This is a genomic window from Desulforamulus hydrothermalis Lam5 = DSM 18033, assembly GCF_000315365.1.
GTDB lineage: Bacteria > Bacillota > Desulfotomaculia > Desulfotomaculales > Desulfotomaculaceae > Desulfotomaculum > Desulfotomaculum hydrothermale.
On the sequence record NZ_CAOS01000003.1, the window covers coordinates 229153 to 248379 of the forward strand.

The following is a 19227-nucleotide window of genomic DNA, read 5'->3' on the forward strand; positions in this document are numbered from 1 at the left end:
CCTGGGTGTTCTCTTGAGGTTTATTTTCAAGACCTGAAGGTATTTTGCAGCGGGCTGCTGAAAATACTAATGATGCTAAATAAGGAAGGTGCTTGACTTGTCCCTTGATACATTAATTGTAGTTGACGGCAACAGCTTAATACACAGGGCTTTTCATGCCATCCCCCTGCTGTCCAACAGTCAAGGGGTGGTTACCAACGCTGTCTATGGCTTTACCAACATGATGCTGAAAATCCTGAAAGAACAGGCACCCGGCCTGGTGGCCGTAGCCTTTGACAAAGGCAAAATAACCTTTCGCCATCAGGTTTATGCCGATTATAAAGGTACCCGGAAAGCTACGCCGGAGGAACTGCGGCCACAGTTCATACTGGCCAAAGAAATTCTTAAGGCTATGCGCATTGCCTATTTTGAAATGGAAGGATATGAAGCAGACGACTTAATCGGCACCATTGTTAACCAGGCTGAAGCCACCGGGCTAAACGTATTAATCCTGACCGGCGACAGGGATGCCCTGCAGCTGGTATCACCCAAAACCAAAGTAATACTAACTAAAAAAGGCATTACCGAAACAGAGCTGTTCGACGAAGGTAAAGTTTGGGATAAGTTTGGTGTAACCCCCGGCCAAATTGTTGACCTGAAAGGCTTGCAGGGGGATCCCTCAGATAATATCCCCGGCGTACCGGGCGTCGGTGAAAAAACCGCCGTCGCCTTACTGAAAGAATACGGCTCGGTGGAAAATATTTTGGCCAACCTGCCGCACCTCTCCCCCAGATACCGCAAGCTGCTGCAGGGTAAAGAGGAACAAGCCCTGCTTTCAAAAAAACTGGCCACCATCATGCGGGACGCACCTATGGCTCTGGATCTTTCCCAGTGCTCCTGGCGGGGGCCGGATCAGCAAAAACTTTTAGAAATCTTTAAAGAGCTGGAATTTAAAAGTTTAATTAAACAGCTGACACGCCAACCGGCAACCGCCCGGCCGGCTGACACAGCCAGGGATAATACGGCTGCTCTGCCGCCCCTGGACACCTATCAAGCAGGTTGGCAAACTGTGGCCGACCAGGCAGGCTGGGATGAAATATTGGTGCAAACCAGCTATGCCGGCCGGGTGGCTCTTGTGCTGGAAGGGGATCGGCACCAAGGCATTAAGGCCATCTGTTTGGCTGTGCCAAACCGGGATGTCTGCCGGCTGCCTGTACAAAGGACGGATAATCCTGCCGGTGGCAGTTTAAATATATTGAAAGCTGTTTGCGAAAATGCCGCCATAAAAAAATATTTTCACGATGCCAAGGCTGCCATCTGGCTGCTGCATCACCACGGCATTAAATTACAGAATCTGGCCTTTGACACCATGGTGGCAGCCTATCTGCTCAACCCCGCTGAAACACAGTATGATTTGCCGGATATTGCTCTGGAGCATCTCGGTATGGTTTTACCATCGGAAGGTGAAGCTGCTCTGGCAACCCGGGCGGAGGCTGTCCTTCGCCTTGTGGATGTCTTATGGCAAAAACTGGCCCAGCGGGAAGTAGACCGGCTTTTTGCCGAAGTGGAGTTGCCCCTGGTCAGTATTCTGGCGGAAATGGAAATAGCCGGGGTGGCGGTAGATAAGCAGGGGCTTAAGGAGCTGTCGGACGAACTGCACCACAATATAGAAAACCTGGCCGCTAAAATTTATGAACTGGCTGGCGAACACTTTAATATTAACTCCCCCAAACAATTGGGGCACATTTTGTTCGAAAAGTTAAAACTGCCGGTATACAAAAAAACTCGTACCGGTTACTCTACAGATGCGGAAGTGCTGGAAAAACTGGCCGCCGAACATGAGATGGTTGACCTGTTGTTACAGTACCGCCAGCTGGCCAAATTAAAGTCCACTTATGCGGACGGGCTGGCAGCACTGGTGAACCGGCAAACCGGGTGTTTGCACTCCACCTTTCACCAAACAGTTACCGCCACCGGCCGGTTATCCAGCGCTGAACCAAATTTACAAAACATTCCCATCCGATTAGCCTCCGGCCGGCGTATTCGTAAAGTTTTTATTCCCCGGCAGCAAGGCAACCTGATTTTAACGGCAGATTACTCACAAATTGAGCTGCGGATTCTTGCTCATATGTCCCAGGACAAGAATTTTCTGGAAGCTTTTCAACAAGGGCAGGATATTCATACCCGCACCGCCGCCGAAGTCTTTGGTGTATCACTGGATCAGGTTACGCCGGACATGCGCAGCCGCGCCAAGGCAGTTAATTTTGGTATTGTTTACGGCATCAGCGATTTTGGCCTGGCCCGGGACCTCAAAGTCAGCCGTCAGGAAGCAAAACAGTATATAGAAAGTTATTTTGCCCGCTGCCCCGGCGTTCGGCGGTATATTGACCGGGTCATCAAAGAAGCCAGAGAGCGGGGCTATGTTACCACCCTTCTCAACCGCCGTCGTTACCTGCCGGAGTTGTTCAGTAAAAACTTTAACATTCGCAACTTTGGCGAACGGGCAGCTGTAAATACCCCGATTCAAGGCAGCGCAGCTGATATCATTAAGCTGGCCATGGTCAAAATAAACCAAGCGCTTAAAAAAGGTAACTTCACTGCTCAAATGGTACTGCAGGTACATGACGAACTTATTTTTGACGCCCCGGCCGCGGAAATTGAACCACTTATTGTGCTGGTACGGGATTGTATGGAAAATGCCTTGCCCTTAGACGTTCCCTTAATGGTAGACATTAAATTAGGAACCAACTGGTATGATACAAAACCCATTTAATCACTGTCCTACGGAGGTGTGCACCGGTTGCCCGAACTGCCTGAGGTGGAAACCGTAGTTCGTACTTTGGAAGAAAAACTTTGCGGCCTTGTAATAACAGATGTAGAGTTGTTTAAACCAGAAGTAATACGGTTTCCTAAACCTGATCAATTTATCGAGCAAATTACCGGCAAACAATTTCAAAAAAAGCTGGGCCGCCGCGGCAAGTACCTATTGCTCCATTTGAGCGACCATCTTACTCTGGTGGTACACCTGCGGATGACCGGCCGGCTGGTTTATTGCGAAGCAGATCAGCCGCTGATTAAACATACCCATGTAATTTTCCGACTTTCCAACGGTAAGCATTTAAGGTTTGCAGATACCCGCCGCTTCGGACGCCTGCTGTTGACAAGCACCGAGGAAGTTTACGGGCTGCCCGGCATACGTGATTTAGGCCCGGAACCATTGGATCAGGAATTTACCAGGGAATTTTTTAAAAAAGAATTGCGGCGGCGGCGCAGCCGCATCAAACCCTTGCTGCTGGATCAATGCTTCATGGCCGGCCTGGGCAATATTTATGCCGACGAAGCCCTGTTCCGTGCCAAAATTCACCCGGAACGCCTGGCGCCTGAATTAAGCAGCCGGGAAGTTGCGAACCTGCACAGGGCCATAGTGGAAGTGATTGCATCCGGCATTGAACACCGGGGAACTTCTTTCCGTGATTATGTGGACGGCGAAGGCCAAGCCGGCAGTTATCAGCACCATCTTAAGGTTTATAACCGGGCCGGGCTGCCCTGTTCTCGTTGCGGCAAACCCATTGAGCGCATCAAGGTGGCCGGCCGCAGTTCCTACTATTGTCCCGCCTGTCAAAAACCAAAATAGTGGAAAGCACCTCCGTGTCGCTTCCCTCATAGACTATAGATGAAAAATGTCTATGGGAGGGAAAGACATGGAATTATTGACGTTAATTGCCTTTGCCCTGGCCTTAAACATGGATGCTCTGGGTACCGGCGTGGCTTACGGGCTGCGCCAAATTCGCATCCCGCTGCCATCCCTGTTAATCATTAGCGGCATGTCAGTCTTAACTATACTGTTTTCCATGACTGCCGGCCGTCTGGTAGCACAATTAATTTCACCGGCCTTTGCCCACCGGCTGGGAGGCATTCTTTTACTGCTGGTGGGTATTTGGATTTTTGTACAATCCTTGCGAGAGACCCGGCCGGAAGAAACCTTGGCTGAACAAACCGTTATGCAAATCAGAATTAAATCCCTGGGGCTGGTTATTCAAGTGCTGCGCGAACCTGTCAGGGCCGACCTGGACCGGTCGGGTATCATTTCTGCCCGGGAGGCCCTGCTGCTGGGTGCTGCCCTGGCCATGGACGCCTTTGGCGCCGGTTTTGCTGTTTCAATGTTTGGTTTTAGCCCGCTGCTAACCGCTGCTGTAGTGGGTATCGGGCATATTATTCTTACCTATGCAGGTCTGCTGCTGGGCCGCTCATTTGCCTGTACCGGTTTAGGACAGCGGATTGCCCTGCTGCCAGGCTGTATATTGATTGCCATGGGGATTTTTAAAATACGTTAACGACGCAGTAAAACAAGGAGTTGGCCTTATGCTGATCGGCTTAACAGGAAATATTGCCAGCGGCAAAAGTACTGTGGCAAAATACTTAAAAGAACTGGGCGCTCAGGTGATTGATGCCGACCAGGTGGCCCGGCAGGTGGTTTTACCTCACAGCCCGGCCCTAAAGGAGATCGTTAACTCCTTTGGACCGGGTATTTTGCATGAAGACGGAACCCTAAACCGTGCTAAACTGGCATCTGTTATTTTCCAAGATGCGGCAGCCAAAGAAAAGCTGGAAAACATTCTGCATCCGCGCATTGCAGATGCAATTAACCGCCAAATAAGTTCTTTTAAAAAATCTCATCCCGGTGGCATACTGGTGCTGGAAGCGCCTTTATTGATTGAAGCCGGCTGGCACAAATCTGTAGATCAGGTGTGGCTGGTTACGGTAGATCCTCAGTTACAGCTGCAGCGCTTAATCTTAAGGGACAAGCTTACACCGGAGCAAGCCCGGCAAAGAATGGCCAGCCAGATGCCCCAGGAAGAAAAAAAGAAGTTTGCTCATGTAATTATCAACAATGCCGGTTCACCGTCAGACCTGCAAAGGCAAGTACAAGCCATCTGGCACTCTCTGCCCGCCGGTTATTGAATGTTGGTAAAACTTTAAGAAGCAGGAGTGGTACCCTTGTCGTTTCACCACAAACCCAAGCGAAATGTTAAAATAAATCTCCTGCTGCTGCTGGCTTTGCTGTTGCTTTGGTTCAATCACCGGGATATAGGTCGCCGGTGGTATCCGCTGCAGCATCAGGAAGTGATTTACCACTATGCGGCAGCTAATAAGTTAGATCCCCTCCTGGTAGCAGCAGTTATTAAAACCGAAAGTAATTTTAACGCCCGAGCCACCTCACCCAAAGGAGCCAGGGGGCTAATGCAAATTATGCCGGACACTGCCAATTGGATTTCCCAGCAAATTGGGGGCGGTCCGGTAGCCCCGGACAAATTATATAATCCTGAAATTAATATCAGTTTAGGTACCTGGTATCTGGCAGACTTACTGGATGAATTTAACGGTGACCTGGTACTGGCCACCGCTGCCTATAACGCCGGCCGGGGCAATGTGAGAAGCTGGCTGAACGAACAGCACTGGACAGGTGAACACAAAACCATAGACCAGATTCCCTTTTGGGAAACCAGGCAGTACATCCGACGGGTGCTTTGGAATTACAAGGTTTATAACTATTTATACGGCGGCGGTAACAAACCGTTGTATAACACACAATCCCCGTCTCACCGGACGGGGATTGGTTTTGCCTTTGCAATAACTTAATAACCTAGGTGCCAGGCTATCCCAGGCTATCTTTGGCAACGATGCCGTACAAAAAGGTATGCATAATTGTTTTAAAGGCTTCTTCGGGGGTCAGGTTGTTTTCCAAAATGAAGGTCGGGTTCACCACAGCCCGAACGGCGGCCAGCAGGGAGGCGGTAACAATGGTGGGGTTCATTTCTTTAAAATAACCCTCTTTGCTGCCTTCCACCATAATTTGAGCCAGATATTTGATTTTCTCCCCCCTGAACTTTTCCACCCTTTCCCACATCTCCGGGTAATGTCTTTGCAAATCGCCCATAATCCTGGGGTTAAATGAGCGTAATTTTTCCGATAAAAATTTAACAAATCCGGTAATCTTTTCAATGGGGTTCTCCGAACTGCCCAGAATCTCCAGAACTCCCCTTTCGATCTCCAGCATGGTCATCTGTAAAACGGCCTCGATGATCTCCTCTTTGCTCTTAAAATACCGGTAGATGGTTCGTTTACTCATATTATTACGGGCGGCCAGTTCGTCTACAGTGGCTCCGTAAAAGCCCCTTTCTTCGGACAACTTCTTAAAACACAAAACAATTCTCTCCCGGGTAGCCACTTTATCACCACCTGTATAAGACTAAGCAATCTTTTTCTTAAACTTGGCAATACTGAGCACCATCAGTACCACCGTAAACACCAGCAAGGCCGTCACCTGCGGCAGGAGATAAGAAAAGCCGATGCCCTTCAATACGATGCCCCGGATGATAGTGAGATAGAAGGTTAAGGGGATCAAATTGCTCAAGTACTGTACAACCGGCGGCATGGCATCCCTGGGGAACATAAAACCGGACAACAAAATGCTGGGCAGCAGGATGAAAAAGGACATCTGCATGGCCTGCATCTGCGTTTTGGCCAGGTTGGAAATCAAGACCCCCAGGCCCAGTGAAGCGGTTATAAAGAATAAGGTCAACAGGTACAGCTGCAGCAGGCTGCCGCGGATAGGTACCCCGAACACGATGGTCCCCACCAGCAGGGCCACCGTAATCTGCACATAACCCAGAGCAATGTAGGGGATGATCTTACCGATCATTAGTTCATATGATTTAATGGGAGTTACGATTAACTGTTCCAGTGTTCCCCGCTCCCTCTCCCTGACGATCCCCATGGAAGTCATCATCACCATGGTCATGGTGACAATAATCCCCAAAATGGCCGGAACCATGTAATAGGCGGTAATGCCGTCCGGATTATACCAAGGACGCACCCGTATATCATAAGGCGGGGTGATAGCGCCGGTCTTCTGGACGATAACCTTTTGTGCCTTTAAAAGTCCTATGGCATTGGCGGTGGCGACGGCGGAATTGGAAACCATGCTGTCGGTGGCATCAACCAGGACTTGCACCGGCGCTGTCTCCCCCTTCCTGACGCTTACGGCAAAATCAGGCGGGAAAATAATCCCTACTTTAACGGCACCTTTATCAATCATACGGGTTACATCATCATAACTTCCTGCCACTTCGGTAATATCAAAGTAGCCCGATGCCGTAAAAGACTCCAGCAGTTCGCGGCTTTCAGCAGACAGGGATTGATCAAACACCACCGTGGGAATATGCTTAACCTCTGTTTGGATGGCAAAACCAAACAGCAGCAGTTGCACCAGAGGCAGCATAAAGACCAGTCCGATGGTCAGCCTGTCTCTTTTCATTTGCAGGAACTCTTTATGGAGCACAGATAATATCCTGCTCACCGGCCTTCACCCTCCTTTTCTTTCTGGAGAGAGCGATGAAAACATCCTCCAGCGACGGGGTAATTTTATTGACCCGGGCCTTTGTATAGGTTTGCAAATCCACCAGGTTCTGTTCCTTTTCCAGCAAAACGTGCAGCAGGGCACCGTGAACCGAGCATTCCTTCACGTAAGGCAGTTGCTCAATTTCCTGAAGTTTTCCCATGGGGTCTTCGATCTCCAGCTCTGCCAGCACCCCTTCAATCACCTTGTTTTTCAGATTATCCGGGGTATCATTGGCAATCAAGCTTCCTTCAGAAATAAAGGCAATGCTGCTGCAGCGCTCGGCCTCATCCATAAAATGGGTGGTTACCATCACAGTGGTCCCTTCATTGGCAAGCCTTTGAATGATATTAAAAAACATTTTGCGGCTGGTGGGACTGATGCCGCTGGTTGGTTCGTCCAAAAACAGGATCGCAGGTTTGGAAATAATGGCACAGCCCAGGGCCAAGCGCTGCTTCCAGCCTACACTTAAATTGGCCGCCAATTCTTTTTCCCGTCCTGTGAGGTTGGCCATCTCCACCATTTCCTGAATTCTATGTTGCCGCTCCCGCCAGGGCACACTGTACAGCCCGGCATAAAAATTAAGGTTTTCATAAACCGTTAAATCGTCATAAAGACTGAATTTTTGTGACATGTAGCCGATATGGGGTTTTATCTTTTCCGCCTCGGTGGCCAGGTCAAACCCCAGTACTTTGCCTGAACCGGAAGTGGGTTCCAAAATACCGCACAGCATCCTGATAGTGGTAGATTTCCCGGAACCGTTGGGTCCTAAAAAGCCATAAATTTCTCCCGGACGTATATTGATGGACAATTGATTGACAGCAGTAAAAAAGCCAAATGTTTTGGTCAGTTTACTGGTTGTCACTACATAATCCATTTACATCACCTCAAGTTCCGCCAGCGCCACAAAGACATCCTCCATGGAGGGGGGAATTTCTTGCAAAGAAAGCAATTGAATCCCCTGCCGGCTCAAAGTTGCAAGTATTGCTTCCTCTGCCCTGGTCCTATCCGTTACAACAACGTGATACTTATCCCCATAGAAGTTGGTATCAATAACCTCCTCCAAATGGTTGAATATTTCCGGCTCCCGGGTGGTTGCCTTGACTTCCAATATTCTATAGGGATAGTTCGCTTTTAATTGTTTGGGAGTCTCAACGGCTGCCAGTTTTCCGTTGTTCATAAAACCAACTTTTTTACAAAGCTCTGCCTCATCCATGTAAGGAGTTGACACCAGAATGGTCATTCCCTCTCTGTTCAACCGGTAAAGAATTTTCCAAAACTCCTTGCGGGACTCCGGGTCTACCCCGAAAGTCGGTTCATCCAGCACCAGCAGTGCGGGTCGGGAAATCAATGCGCAGGTCAGTGCCAGTTTTTGTTTCATACCCCCGGAGAGGTTGTCGGCATAACTTTGTTTAAAGTTGATCAGGTTGGTAATTTGTAAAATTTGGTCTGCCCTTTGCCGGATGACTTCCCGGCTTAAGCCGTACATTGAGCCAAAAAAACTGATGTTTTCCATAACGGTCAAGTCTCCGTACAGGCTAAATTTTTGGGGCATATAGCCAAAGAAACCTTTATCGGAAGCCAGCTGCCGGGGAATCCTCAAATCTATACTGCCGCTGTCGGGGGTAATCAAACCGCAGATCATCCTGATCAATGTTGTTTTACCGGCCCCGTCGGGACCAACCAGTCCAAAGATATCCCCGGCCTCAACATGCAGGGAGACCCTGTCAACCGCCGTTAACGCCCCAAATCTTTTGCACAAGCTCTCGGTTTTGATCATGGTGATCCCTCTATTCAAAGACCACGTCAGCCGGCATGCCGGGCTTTAGCGTTCCGTCTTGATTGTTTATCCTGATCTTTACTCCATAGACAATGTTGGTGCGTTCCTTTTTGGTTTGGATGGTCTTTGGCGTATATTCACCCTGGGAGGCAATTTCTTCAATGACGCCCTGGTATTCTTGCCCACTGCCGCTGACGGTAAAGCGCACCTTTTGATTTAATTTAATCTTTGGTAAATCGTCCGTAGGAACGTAAACTTTGATCCACATATCGTTCAAATCCGCCACCGTGGCAACGGAAGCACCCGCCTGGACAAATTCGCCCGGTTCACGGTTTTTTGATAAAACGGTACCATTAATGGGAGAAATAATTTTGGTGTCTTCCAGGAGCGCTTCCGATGCTTTTAGGACAGCCCGGGACCGTTCCAGTTCCATTTTAGCTGCCGTAATGGCATCCGGGCGGCTGCCGGATGCCAACAGGCTCAGCTTGGCCCTGGCAGACTCCAACTGGTTCTGTTTTATTTTGAGATCCAAAGACAGTTTTTCCCATTGATCTTCGGAGATGGCGCCTTCCTTGAATAACTGTTCACCCCTTTGCAAGTCCGCCCTGGCCTTCTCATAGCCAACTTGGGCGATGTTTACAGCCGCCGCGGCATCTGTTATCTCCTGAGACCTGGCCCCTGAAGTTAAGTCCCTTAACTGGGCTTCCGCTTTCAGCACCCCCAGGGCATCCCGCTCCTTCTGGGCCACCAGATCATTCCTAACCACTTGACCGACCAATTGACCCTTTTTAACCGGGTCCCCGGAATTTATGGCAAGAGAGCCAAGGGTTCCAAATACTTTGGCGCTCAGTTCCACCCGGGTGGCCTCAATGGTACCGGTGGCCGTTAATACCTTTTCCTCTTGTGTACCGTAACGGTGATAACCCCAGTAAGAACCTGCGGTCAGCAAAACAGCCAGGACAATCACCAAAGCCTTTTTCTTCATCGTACTTTCCCCCCGTAGCAGATTTTTGGGCAGTGACTGTAATTTTTTAGGTAAACTATTAGTACTAAATTAGTTTATTTTGTTTAATGATATCATTCAAGGTGAGCCTCAGCAAGAGCTTTAATTGTTTAAATCCTCAGTTTTCAAAAGGAAATACGCTTTCCAAAATAGAATGAATGCTTGATAATGAAAACATACCGAGGAAGCGAGGTGTGACCATGGGCTTAATATATACCGGTGCCAGGTGCCGCGACTGTTATCGTTGTATTAAAACGTGTCAATTAAAAGCTATCCGGATGAATTCCAACGGCGCTCAAGGCCGGCTGCACGCACAGGTAATTGATGAACTCTGCGTCCACTGCGGCCAGTGTATTTTAGCCTGTCCCCAGCAAGCCAAAAAGCCGGTGTCTGATTTAAAACAAGTGCAGCAGTTGATTTCTCAAGGCACCCCGGTGGTGGCCGTTGTGGCAGCCTCTTTTGTCAGTGCACTGCCCTTGCCCAACCCGGATGTACTGCCTACCCTGCTGCGGGAGCTGGGTTTTGCGGAAGTCCAGGAAACTTCGGTTGGTGCCGGGCTGGTCACCAAAAAATATTTAGAACTTGGTTTTGCCCAGCCGTTGATTGTCAGTTACTGCCCGGTGGTAGTCAATCTCATTGAACGGCATTATCCCGAACTGATCCCCATGCTGGCACCTGTTGTTTCACCCATGGTGGCTCAAGGCCGAATTATTAAATCCCTAAATCCTGATGCCAGTGTGGTCTACATAGGTCCCTGTGCAGCCAAGCGAGACGAAGCTCAGCTGCTGGGGCTTAATGATACCGTTGATTATTTCCTGGGATTTAATGAGCTCTGGGCGTGGGCGCAAACCGCAGGTATCGCTGTTGAAAAACTATCGCCAGGCAGTTTTCAAAGTTTTTCTCCCTGTCACAACCGCATCTACCCGGTGGAAGGCGGCATGATCTGGACAGTGGCAGACGAACTTAGGGAAGCCGGCGAAAACTTTATCACCATGTCGGGCCTGGACAACTGTATTGAATTTCTTAAGCACTTATCCCGACAAACTATCGTTAATCCTCCTAAATTAATGGAGCTGTGGGCCTGCAAGGGCGGCTGCATCAACGGCCCTCTCTCTCTCTGCTTGGAAGAAAGCTTGTTCATGCGCCAGCGCAAGCTGCTGGAATATTATAATTCCTCCGGTGAGTGTGACTTTGCAATTGATAACTATAAATTACCGGAAATCGATCTGGGGCGCAGTTTTAAAAATCGCAAGATCAATTTGCCGCTTCCCTCCGAGGCAGAAATCAAGGCTATTTTGGCGCGTACCGGCAAACACACGCCGGCCCAGGAATTTAATTGCGGCAATTGCGGTTACGACTCCTGTCGCGCTAAGGCAGTGGCGGTTTACCAGGGTAAGGCGGCGGTGGAAATGTGCATACCCTACATGAGAAAACGGGCAGAATCCATGTCTAACCTGATTATTTCTGCCATGCCCAACGCCGTCGTGGTGGTTGGCAAAAATCTTGACATTTTGGAAATTAACCCGGCCGCTGAGAAATTGTTCCAAACTACCGCCTCCCAGGTGGTTGGCCAGAGAATTTTTGCCCTGATGCCCGCCACCAACTTTCTAAAAGTAATTGAAAACGGCGAGATGATCAATGCCACCGGCAACTACCCTGAACTGGGCATTATTACCCAGGAGATTATCTTTCCGGTTAAAGGCACGGATGCGGTGGTAGGCATATTCGTTGATATCACCTCAGAAAATCGCCGCAAGGAACAGTTTGAACTGATTAAGAGCCAGACCATCCGGCAGGCACAGGAAGTTATTGAAAAACAAATGACAGTGGCTCAGGAAATAGCGGGCCTGCTGGGTGAGGCCACCGCTGAAACCAAGGTGCAACTGGGTAAATTGATAAAGTTAATGCGGCAAGATAACCTGTAGAGAGGAGTGCCGCCTGTGAAAATTTGCTTAGATATTGGCGTGGCTCAACTTAAAAAATACGGGGAAGAATTGTGCGGTGACAGTGTAGAAATTGTGCGATCCCAACAGGCTGATCTGGTGGTGGTATCGGATGGTTTGGGCAGCGGTGTCAAAGCCAACATTCTGTCCCGACTCACCACAAAAACCGCTGCCACCATGCTGCGCCAAGGTGCGGAAATAGGCGAAGTTATCGACACGGTGGCACGCACCCTGCCCATTGATAAGACCATCAATGCTGCCTACAGCACTTTTTCCATATTGCAAATTGAGAAAAACGGTCAACTTTACCTGGTTGAATACGATAACCCTGCTGTTTTCATCGGCAACAGGAATAAAATGTTTACACCACGGCGGGAAGAACGCCTGATCGCCGGCAAAAAAATATATGAATATTCCTTTGACGTAGACGATCAGGACTGGCTGGTTTTAACCTCAGACGGCGTAATCAATGCCGGCCTGAACGGCCGCATGAATGTAAACTGGAACTGGGAAAGAATCGGCAGCTTCATTGAAGATTCTTACGCAGAGGATAAAAGCGCCCGGGATTGGGCGGCAGAAATCGCCGGGCTGTGCAATACCTTGTATGGCGGGAAACCTGGAGATGATGTCACTGTGGCAGTGGTCAAAGTGCGCCATCCCTTGTATCTCACGATACTGATCGGCCCGCCCCAAAGAAAAGAAGACGACCGGCCGGTGGTGCGAAAACTTATGGAAGCACCCGGCGCCAAGGTGGTTTGCGGCGGCACCACCGGTGAAATCGTGAGCCGGATCCTGGGGCGCAAGGTTTTTATCGACTTATCTTCGGTGGTGGAAGGGGTTCCCCCGGTGGGCATGCTGCCGGGCATCGATCTGGTCACCGAGGGAGCTGTTACGCTGGTGCAGACCCTGGAACATCTCAAGTTAAATACCGATCTCAAACAGTTAAAAGACGCCCCGGACGGGGCCGGCCGCTTGGCGGCCCTGCTAAAAAAAGCCGACCGCATTCACTTCATGGTTGGCCAGGCGAAAAACGAAGCGCTGGACTGCCACGATGTGCCGGCTATTTATGCTTACAAGCATCATGTGATTAAAGACATGATCAAAACGCTGCGGGAACAGGGGAAAAATATTACAGAAGAATATTTTTAAAACAAAACAGTCAACCAGCGGTGACTTTAAAGCAATAACAAATCCGATGTCAACTTTAAAAATATAATAAGCCTAGAATAGTTTTAATTCCCTGTCATCACAGGTTAGCCTGATAAGAACTACGGCTGTCTTTTTTGACAGGGATGTTTTTATCAGCAGCATCGTGGTGTCCCGGGGCATATAAATTTAATATTATAACCCCGATAATGATTAAGGCAATCCCTGCAATACTGGCAAAATTTACTCGTTCATGCCAAACAAGTATAGAAATAACTACAGTTGCTACCGTTCCTAACCCGGACCAAATGGCATAAGCTAAATTTAACGGTATTGTTTTAAGGGCTAATGATAAAAAGAAAAATGCTAATGTAAAACTTACCAGCAGTCCCAGAGTGGGTAATAATTTGGAAAAACCGGCAGAGGCTTTAAGAAGAGAAGTGCCTATAAGCTCACAGACAATTGCAAGCATTAAAAACAAAAAACCCACTGTCATTCCCCCTAAATTCCGGTTCTCTAATTATACACAAAATATTCAGCAAACCATTCACTAAATGACTTTTAGTTGCTGTCGTCTCAAACCCATTATACTAAAAAAAAGCAGACTTTACAGTGATCCCGTAAAGCCTGCTGCAACACATATTTTGGTGTCGGAGGCGGGACTTGAACCCGCACGGTTTCCCACACGCCCCTCAAACGTGCGCGTCTGCCGATTCCGCCACTCCGACATGCGACAATCGCAAGTGTTATTATAGCATGCCTGGATTGCCTAGGCAAGAATTTTTATAAATATTTTCAGCTATTATCAGGAGAGATTAATGTTGCTTAGCAAGGGCGGTCTGTTCTATGTTGCAAAATACAGGCAATTTTTTTGCCTGTATTTTGTAATTTTGGGCAGCATTAGATATTGCAATCTTAAGTAAAATGGTTCACAATGAATATGTTTGCTTAAATGAATTTCCTTAAAAGTAGGGAGTGAGACCATTGAAAAATTATGATGTTGTTGTGGTTGGTGCCGGCCCTGCTGGTATTTTTGCTTGTTACGAACTGGCTTTAAAAGCTCCTCATTTAAAAGTATTATTAATAGATAAAGGACGCGATATTTATCAACGTCAATGTCCCATTCTGCAAAAAAAACTGACCAAGTGCCCGCCCCCCACAGTCAAAAAAGAGACCGCCGGCTGCATGCCGGCCTGCTCGGTTACTAACGGGTTTGGCGGTGCAGGTGCCTATTCTGATGGCAAATTTAACATCACCACAGAATTTGGCGGTTGGCTGACAGATTACTTGCCGCCCTCTGAAGTATTAGAATTAATTAAGTATGTAGATCAAATCAACTTACAACATGGTGCCACTACCGTTATTTCCGACCCCACTACACCGGCGGTCAAGAGTATTGAAAAACGAGGGCTGGGAGCCGGCTTAAAATTACTGCGGGCCGAGGTAAGGCACCTGGGAACCGAGCAAAATTTAGAGATACTAAAGAGCATCTTCGAGTTTCTCAAAAAACACATTGATATGATGTTTGAAACCGAAGTGGAAGATATTATTGTGGAAAATAAAGATGATAGTATATATATTAAAGGCATTGTGACCAAAACAAAAGAGGAATTTTATGCCAATAAGATTGTCATAGTTCCCGGGCGTGACGGCTCTGAGTGGTTAACCAGCCTTTTAAAGAAACATAATTTAGAGACAATCAACAATCAGGTGGATATCGGGGTGCGGGTGGAAACACTGGATACCATTATGGAAGAAATTAATGAAAACCTTTATGAAGGAAAATTTATTTACCGTTCTTCCACCGGCACCACTGTGCGAACCTTTTGCAGCAACCCTTCCGGCCATGTGGTAATTGAAAATCACAGCGGGGTAATGCTGGCCAACGGCCACGCATATAAAGATAAAAACCTGGGCAGCAATAATACTAACTTTGCCTTACTGGTTTCACACAAGTTTTCTTATCCCTTTGACAAGCCTATTGAGTATGCCAAAGCTATCTCCCGGCTGGCTAATGACCTGTCTAACGGCAGTGTGTTGATCCAGCGATTCGGCGATATTCTAAGAGGCCGCCGCTCTACGGAAAAGAGAATTAAAGAGGGATTTGTGGAACCTACTTTAAAAGAAGCCGTACCGGGCAACCTTGGGTTGGTTCTGCCCTACAACACCATGAAAAGCATTATTGAGATGATTCAAGCCCTTGACAGTGTAACACCCGGCATTGCTTCAGAGCATACTTTGCTTTACGGGGTAGAGGCAAAGTTTTACTCTTCCCGCCCCCTGTTAAACGACCGGTTAGAAACCCAAATAACCGGCTTATACTGCGGCGGCGACGGCGCCGGCATTACCCGCGGCCTGGCCCAGGCCGGGGCCTGCGGTGTTCGCATCGCCAGAGATATTATTCAAAAACTGGTTTAAAAAAGCGAAGGAAAAAAATTCGGGGTGGCATGCACAGACCTGTGCGCCACCCCATTTTTGCCGGCATAAATCGTTTTTTCGTCATTCCACCGTCAATTATAAAATTCCGGCCGTTGATAAAGTTACCGTCATCACAGGTTTGCCTCGGGCTTGCCGAAGTAATAACCCTGGCCGCCGTCAACATTGATATCCCGCAGGATATTGGCAATCCGCTCATTTTCCACACACTCGGCAATGGTTTTTTTACCAAAGGCATGGGCAACTTTATTCATAGCATCAACAAGAGTGAAATGAGCAGCATTATGATCCATGTTTTTTACAAAGGAACCGTCAATCTTGATGTAATCCACCGAAAAATTTAACAAGTAAGAAAAGGAAGAAAATCCTGTGCCAAAATCATCCAAAGCAAAAGAGCATCCAATCTTTTTAAATTTGCTGAGCCATCTCTCAGTTACAGCCAGGTCCTTCATGGCAGAGGTTTCAGTTATCTCGAAGCCCAGCCTGCCTGGTTCAATGCCGCTGCTTAGGATGTCCGCCTCAATGCTGTGCAGCAGGTCTTTATGGAACAGACTGACAGCAGATAAATTAACAAAAATCTTAATTTGAGGAACCTGGGCTAATTTTTTTAAAGCGGCTTGCACAACCCGGCGGTCAATCTCTGCCATCATGCCAAAACGTTCCGCTACCGGTATAAACCGGCCGGGCGGTATAACTTCGTTGTTTTCATCCAGCAACCGCACCAGCGCTTCATAATGAATAATTTCGCCCATATTAAGGGATACAACAGGCTGATAGTATAAAACCAAGCGGTCACTCCGCAGGGCTTGTTTAATGGTATTAATATTATGATTAATCTTAAGAAACTCCCGGGAAGCATCCTGATGGCAATTTATATAAGCTATCCTGTTGCGCCCCTCTTCCTTTGCCTTATAAAGAGCTATATCTGCTTGTGACAGGATTTTCTGGTACTCTAATGTGCCGTCAATTAAAACAACGCCGATGCTGACAGACAGGTTTAGCTTGACTGAGCCGACTTCCACTTCAGTCTGGTAAACCGCATTTCTGATTCTCTCAGCCATATCCATTACTTCATTTTGGGTTACTCCTTCGATAAGAATAACAAATTCATCACCGCCAAAGCGGGCCAAAAAATCTTCTTGACGAATATTACTCCTTAACAAACTTGTAAATTTAATTAATAATTCATCCCCGGCAGTATGCCCCATGGTATCGTTAACCAGTTTAAAATTATCAATATCAATCAACAGCAATGCATAGCTTGCGCCGGCTTGAGCTTTTGCCACCGCCAGCCGGACAGTTTCCTCCAAAGAATATCGGTTTGGTACCTGAGTCAGAACATCGTGGGTGGCAAGAAAATGCAGTCTTTCCTCTGCTTTTTTGCGCTCATCAATATTATCCAGGATACCCAAAATATATTGACCGTCCTGCAGGGGGCGGATAACGGCGGTTAAATTGGCCCAAAAAGTATTCCCGGCGGCCGTTGTAACAAGCACTTCCCGGTTTTTAAGACAACCCCCTTGTTGCATCAGAGATTTTAGCGGATCGGCGCAAATTTTACAAAAATGGGCCACGGATTTATTTTGCAGCTCAGCCACTGACGGTAGCTCCAATAATCTGAGAAAAGCCGGGTTAGCATCTAAAAAACAGCCCGACTCATCACAAATAAAAATGCCCACATCAAGATTGTTCATTAAGTCAAAATACTTGGTCTGCAAGCTGTGTTTTTCCAACTTCTCTAAAGCCAGTAATTTTTTATGATTCTGGCAAGCAGCAATGGCATTGGCCAGCTGGGGCAGCAACCCTTCCAGAATATCGACCAACCCTTGCTCAGCAGCCCCCTGAACAGCAAAAAACAATTGTATAACTGTCCTGTTGCCGACGGGTACCAGCAGGACTTCTTTTTCATTGCCGGAAAATGGTACACAGTAGCGCCGGAAATCTTGATCAGCTTCTGTTTTTAACAAAAAACTGCCTGCTTGCAAAACTTCGTGTAAACAATCCTTTAATTGGCCTGCCAATACCTTGTCATCCAGGCAGCGGGCATAGGAACCAACCGCACTTACCATCACCGGTTCATTTTCCTGCCACAACCAGACGACACCCCGGTATACTTCCCCTTTTCTGACCACTGCGGCCAAAAAATTTTTCAACATATCCTGCAGTTCTAAACTGCCGCCAAGTGACAAAGCTATCTCATAGGACAAAGACAGTTTCTTGGTCATGCTGATAATTTGTTTGTTCATTATGACAGAACTCCCACCACTGTTGATTTGTTATAAAAATCAAGGTAACTGACACCGTTGGAAGCTATTTCGCCCAAACTCAAAACTCCGATCAGCGGCATGCCGCTAGGTAAATTTTGTTTAATTGACACTATCTCTCGCTTAAAGTCATCACCCAAAAAAAGCGCCCTGGAAATACAATCCATCAACAGGACATGCCGGCCATTATTTGGCGCCAGTTGCTGATACCTTGTACAAGCCAGTTGGGCAGCCTCCGCCGCAGCCTCAATCAACCGACCCGGCTCGCCGTGCAATAGTACGACAATGGAATTGGCAGGAATTTCCCCCACCATAACCAGTGCATCATCTTCCGTTACCCCGATGGCATCCCGGACAATAACTCTGCCATCCAGCTTCACCATACCTAAAGGATAGTTTTTAGCAACCTGGAAAAAATTTTCTTTATCTATATGAACGCCTGCCGCTTCCCAAATAAATTGACGGTAACCGGAAAAAGCCTTTTGCCAATTAAGTTCCTTTACTTCTTTGCCAATGGCGCAATTGGCAACCAGGGGGCCAAACATCGGCTGCCAGCCGTGGGCTACGCCTACTCCCATTAAACTGTTTGTCCTGACCATAATAGCCCCGCCGCTTATATTTGCTTCCTGGGTGAACAGTACATGCCGGTGCCGCTTGGCCAAGCTCCCGGCACCTCCCCCCATGATCCCCCACCGGCTGCCGGCTGTTTCAAAAATATGATCTAAAAAATCTGTAATTCCGTCGGCCCGCCCATCCAGCAAAACAAGCAGCGAACCCGCCGCTGCCGCTGCCTGGCAAGCAAATCCCTTAAAATCAGGCAGCGCGCTAACCACATCTAAGAAAATGGGCTGCTCTATGCTGCAGCCGACCACACCTTCGGTATACCAGTTATCTTCGTAAATGACCCCGGGAAAAATGCCGCCAAACACCGGAACCCCGGCCTCATTAAACAAGGGACGCAGCATTTCGTAATCAAAGGGCGTATGCTCAGCCACCATTAAAAAAATGCCGCAGGTTCCCTCTCCCTGCAAATTATTAAAAAAAGCAAACCAGTCATAAAAATCAGTGGGTTTAAAATAAACCGCTTTTGCCAACATAAGCTGCCCCCCGCCAAAATAATAACAGGTACTTTCAATAAATTTCTACAACTTTAAACTTTTTCCTACCTCAAATAACATTTTATAACATTTTTTAGCATTAAGCATTGCAGCCAATGCAAAAAGCTCGCCGGAAAAACCGGCGAGCCCAGACTGTAGACAAAGGTTGTGAAACAAAGT

At 47.8% G+C, this 19227-nt stretch carries 15 protein-coding genes, 1 tRNA gene and 1 pseudogene; 8 read left to right on the top strand and 9 right to left on the bottom strand.

What is annotated here, in order from left to right; all coding sequences use genetic code 11:
- The first annotated feature begins 97 nt into the window (after positions 1 to 97).
- The 5 genes from polA (at position 98) to DESHY_RS02220 (ending at position 5619) form a co-directional block, all read left to right on the top strand.
- Entirely contained in the window at positions 98 to 2752 is a 2655-nt protein-coding gene (polA, locus tag DESHY_RS02200) for a DNA polymerase I (RefSeq protein ID WP_008410103.1), read from the top strand.
- A gap of 27 nt (positions 2753 to 2779) precedes the next feature.
- Positions 2780 to 3613 (top strand): bifunctional DNA-formamidopyrimidine glycosylase/DNA-(apurinic or apyrimidinic site) lyase, encoded by an 834-nt coding sequence (gene mutM / locus DESHY_RS02205; protein WP_008410104.1) that lies wholly within the window; start codon positions 2780 to 2782, stop codon positions 3611 to 3613.
- Positions 3614 to 3680: 67 nt separating this feature from the next.
- Positions 3681 to 4313 (top strand): sporulation membrane protein YtaF, encoded by a 633-nt coding sequence (gene ytaF, locus DESHY_RS02210; protein WP_008410105.1) that lies wholly within the window; start codon positions 3681 to 3683, stop codon positions 4311 to 4313.
- Positions 4314 to 4341: 28 nt separating this feature from the next.
- Complete coding sequence (coaE, locus tag DESHY_RS02215; RefSeq protein WP_008410106.1) at positions 4342 to 4941, top strand: dephospho-CoA kinase; 600 nt, start codon at positions 4342 to 4344, stop codon at positions 4939 to 4941.
- Between the two features lie 36 nt (positions 4942 to 4977).
- Positions 4978 to 5619: a lytic transglycosylase domain-containing protein gene (locus tag DESHY_RS02220; protein ID WP_008410107.1), complete on the top strand. Its 642-nt coding sequence runs from the start codon at positions 4978 to 4980 to the stop codon at positions 5617 to 5619.
- Between the two features lie 16 nt (positions 5620 to 5635).
- On the opposite strand, the gene DESHY_RS02225 is transcribed toward DESHY_RS02220, so the two are convergent.
- From DESHY_RS02225 to DESHY_RS02245, 5 genes are read right to left on the bottom strand one after another with little or no spacing between them, the layout of a single operon-like run.
- Positions 5636 to 6208 carry a TetR/AcrR family transcriptional regulator gene (locus DESHY_RS02225; protein ID WP_008410108.1) on the bottom strand — a complete coding sequence of 191 codons (573 nt, stop codon included), beginning with the start codon at positions 6206 to 6208 and terminating at the stop codon, positions 5636 to 5638.
- 21 nt (positions 6209 to 6229) lie between these two features.
- On the bottom strand, positions 6230 to 7339 hold the full coding sequence (locus tag DESHY_RS02230; RefSeq protein WP_008410109.1) for an ABC transporter permease: 1110 nt from the start codon (positions 7337 to 7339) through the stop codon (positions 6230 to 6232).
- Entirely contained in the window at positions 7311 to 8255 is a 945-nt protein-coding gene (locus tag DESHY_RS02235) for an ABC transporter ATP-binding protein (protein WP_008410110.1), read from the bottom strand. Before DESHY_RS02235 ends, DESHY_RS02230 begins: the two co-directional genes overlap by 29 nt.
- Entirely contained in the window at positions 8256 to 9158 is a 903-nt protein-coding gene (locus tag DESHY_RS02240; RefSeq protein WP_008410111.1) for an ABC transporter ATP-binding protein, read from the bottom strand.
- 10 nt (positions 9159 to 9168) lie between these two features.
- A complete protein-coding gene (locus DESHY_RS02245) occupies positions 9169 to 10143 on the bottom strand; it encodes an HlyD family secretion protein (RefSeq protein ID WP_008410112.1) in 975 nt (324 codons plus the stop codon).
- Between the two features lie 218 nt (positions 10144 to 10361).
- Here DESHY_RS02245 and DESHY_RS02250 point away from each other — a divergent pair, with 218 nt between their 5' ends.
- Complete coding sequence (locus DESHY_RS02250; protein WP_008410113.1) at positions 10362 to 12086, top strand: [Fe-Fe] hydrogenase large subunit C-terminal domain-containing protein; 1725 nt, start codon at positions 10362 to 10364, stop codon at positions 12084 to 12086.
- Between the two features lie 15 nt (positions 12087 to 12101).
- Positions 12102 to 13253 (top strand): SpoIIE family protein phosphatase, encoded by a 1152-nt coding sequence (locus DESHY_RS02255; RefSeq protein WP_048817803.1) that lies wholly within the window; start codon positions 12102 to 12104, stop codon positions 13251 to 13253.
- Between the two features lie 166 nt (positions 13254 to 13419).
- On the opposite strand, the pseudogene DESHY_RS02260 reads toward DESHY_RS02255, so the two are convergent.
- Both DESHY_RS02260 and DESHY_RS02265 read right to left on the bottom strand, forming a co-directional pair.
- Positions 13420 to 13746, bottom strand: a pseudogene (locus DESHY_RS02260) (DMT family transporter); the annotation flags it as partial.
- A gap of 149 nt (positions 13747 to 13895) precedes the next feature.
- Positions 13896 to 13978 (bottom strand) — tRNA-Leu (locus tag DESHY_RS02265).
- 256 nt (positions 13979 to 14234) lie between these two features.
- On the opposite strand from DESHY_RS02265, the gene DESHY_RS02270 reads away from it, so the two are divergent.
- Positions 14235 to 15668: an NAD(P)/FAD-dependent oxidoreductase gene (locus DESHY_RS02270; protein WP_008410117.1), complete on the top strand. Its 1434-nt coding sequence runs from the start codon at positions 14235 to 14237 to the stop codon at positions 15666 to 15668.
- A 131-nt stretch (positions 15669 to 15799) separates the two neighbouring features.
- On the opposite strand, the gene DESHY_RS13305 is transcribed toward DESHY_RS02270, so the two are convergent.
- Complete coding sequence (locus DESHY_RS13305; RefSeq protein WP_008410118.1) at positions 15800 to 17932, bottom strand: sensor domain-containing protein; 2133 nt, start codon at positions 17930 to 17932, stop codon at positions 15800 to 15802.
- On the bottom strand, positions 17932 to 19047 hold the full coding sequence (locus DESHY_RS02280) for an FIST C-terminal domain-containing protein (RefSeq protein WP_008410119.1): 1116 nt from the start codon (positions 19045 to 19047) through the stop codon (positions 17932 to 17934). The genes DESHY_RS13305 and DESHY_RS02280 overlap by 1 nt, the downstream gene beginning before the upstream one ends.
- Positions 19048 to 19227 lie beyond the last annotated feature (180 nt).

Excerpts from the sequence above, each read along its gene's own strand:
- ytaF (WP_008410105.1), top strand. The coding sequence starts at position 3,681 with ATGGAATTATTGACGTTAATTGCCTTTGCCCTGGCCTTAAACATGGAT.
- coaE (WP_008410106.1), top strand. The coding sequence starts at position 4,342 with ATGCTGATCGGCTTAACAGGAAATATTGCCAGCGGCAAAAGTACTGTG.
- DESHY_RS02235 (WP_008410110.1), bottom strand. The coding sequence starts at position 8,255 with ATGGATTATGTAGTGACAACCAGTAAACTGACCAAAACATTTGGCTTT.
- DESHY_RS02240 (WP_008410111.1), bottom strand. The coding sequence starts at position 9,158 with ATGATCAAAACCGAGAGCTTGTGCAAAAGATTTGGGGCGTTAACGGCG.
- DESHY_RS02245 (WP_008410112.1), bottom strand. The coding sequence starts at position 10,143 with ATGAAGAAAAAGGCTTTGGTGATTGTCCTGGCTGTTTTGCTGACCGCA.
- DESHY_RS02250 (WP_008410113.1), top strand. The coding sequence starts at position 10,362 with ATGGGCTTAATATATACCGGTGCCAGGTGCCGCGACTGTTATCGTTGT.
- DESHY_RS13305 (WP_008410118.1), bottom strand. The coding sequence starts at position 17,932 with ATGAACAAACAAATTATCAGCATGACCAAGAAACTGTCTTTGTCCTAT.
- DESHY_RS02280 (WP_008410119.1), bottom strand. The coding sequence starts at position 19,047 with ATGTTGGCAAAAGCGGTTTATTTTAAACCCACTGATTTTTATGACTGG.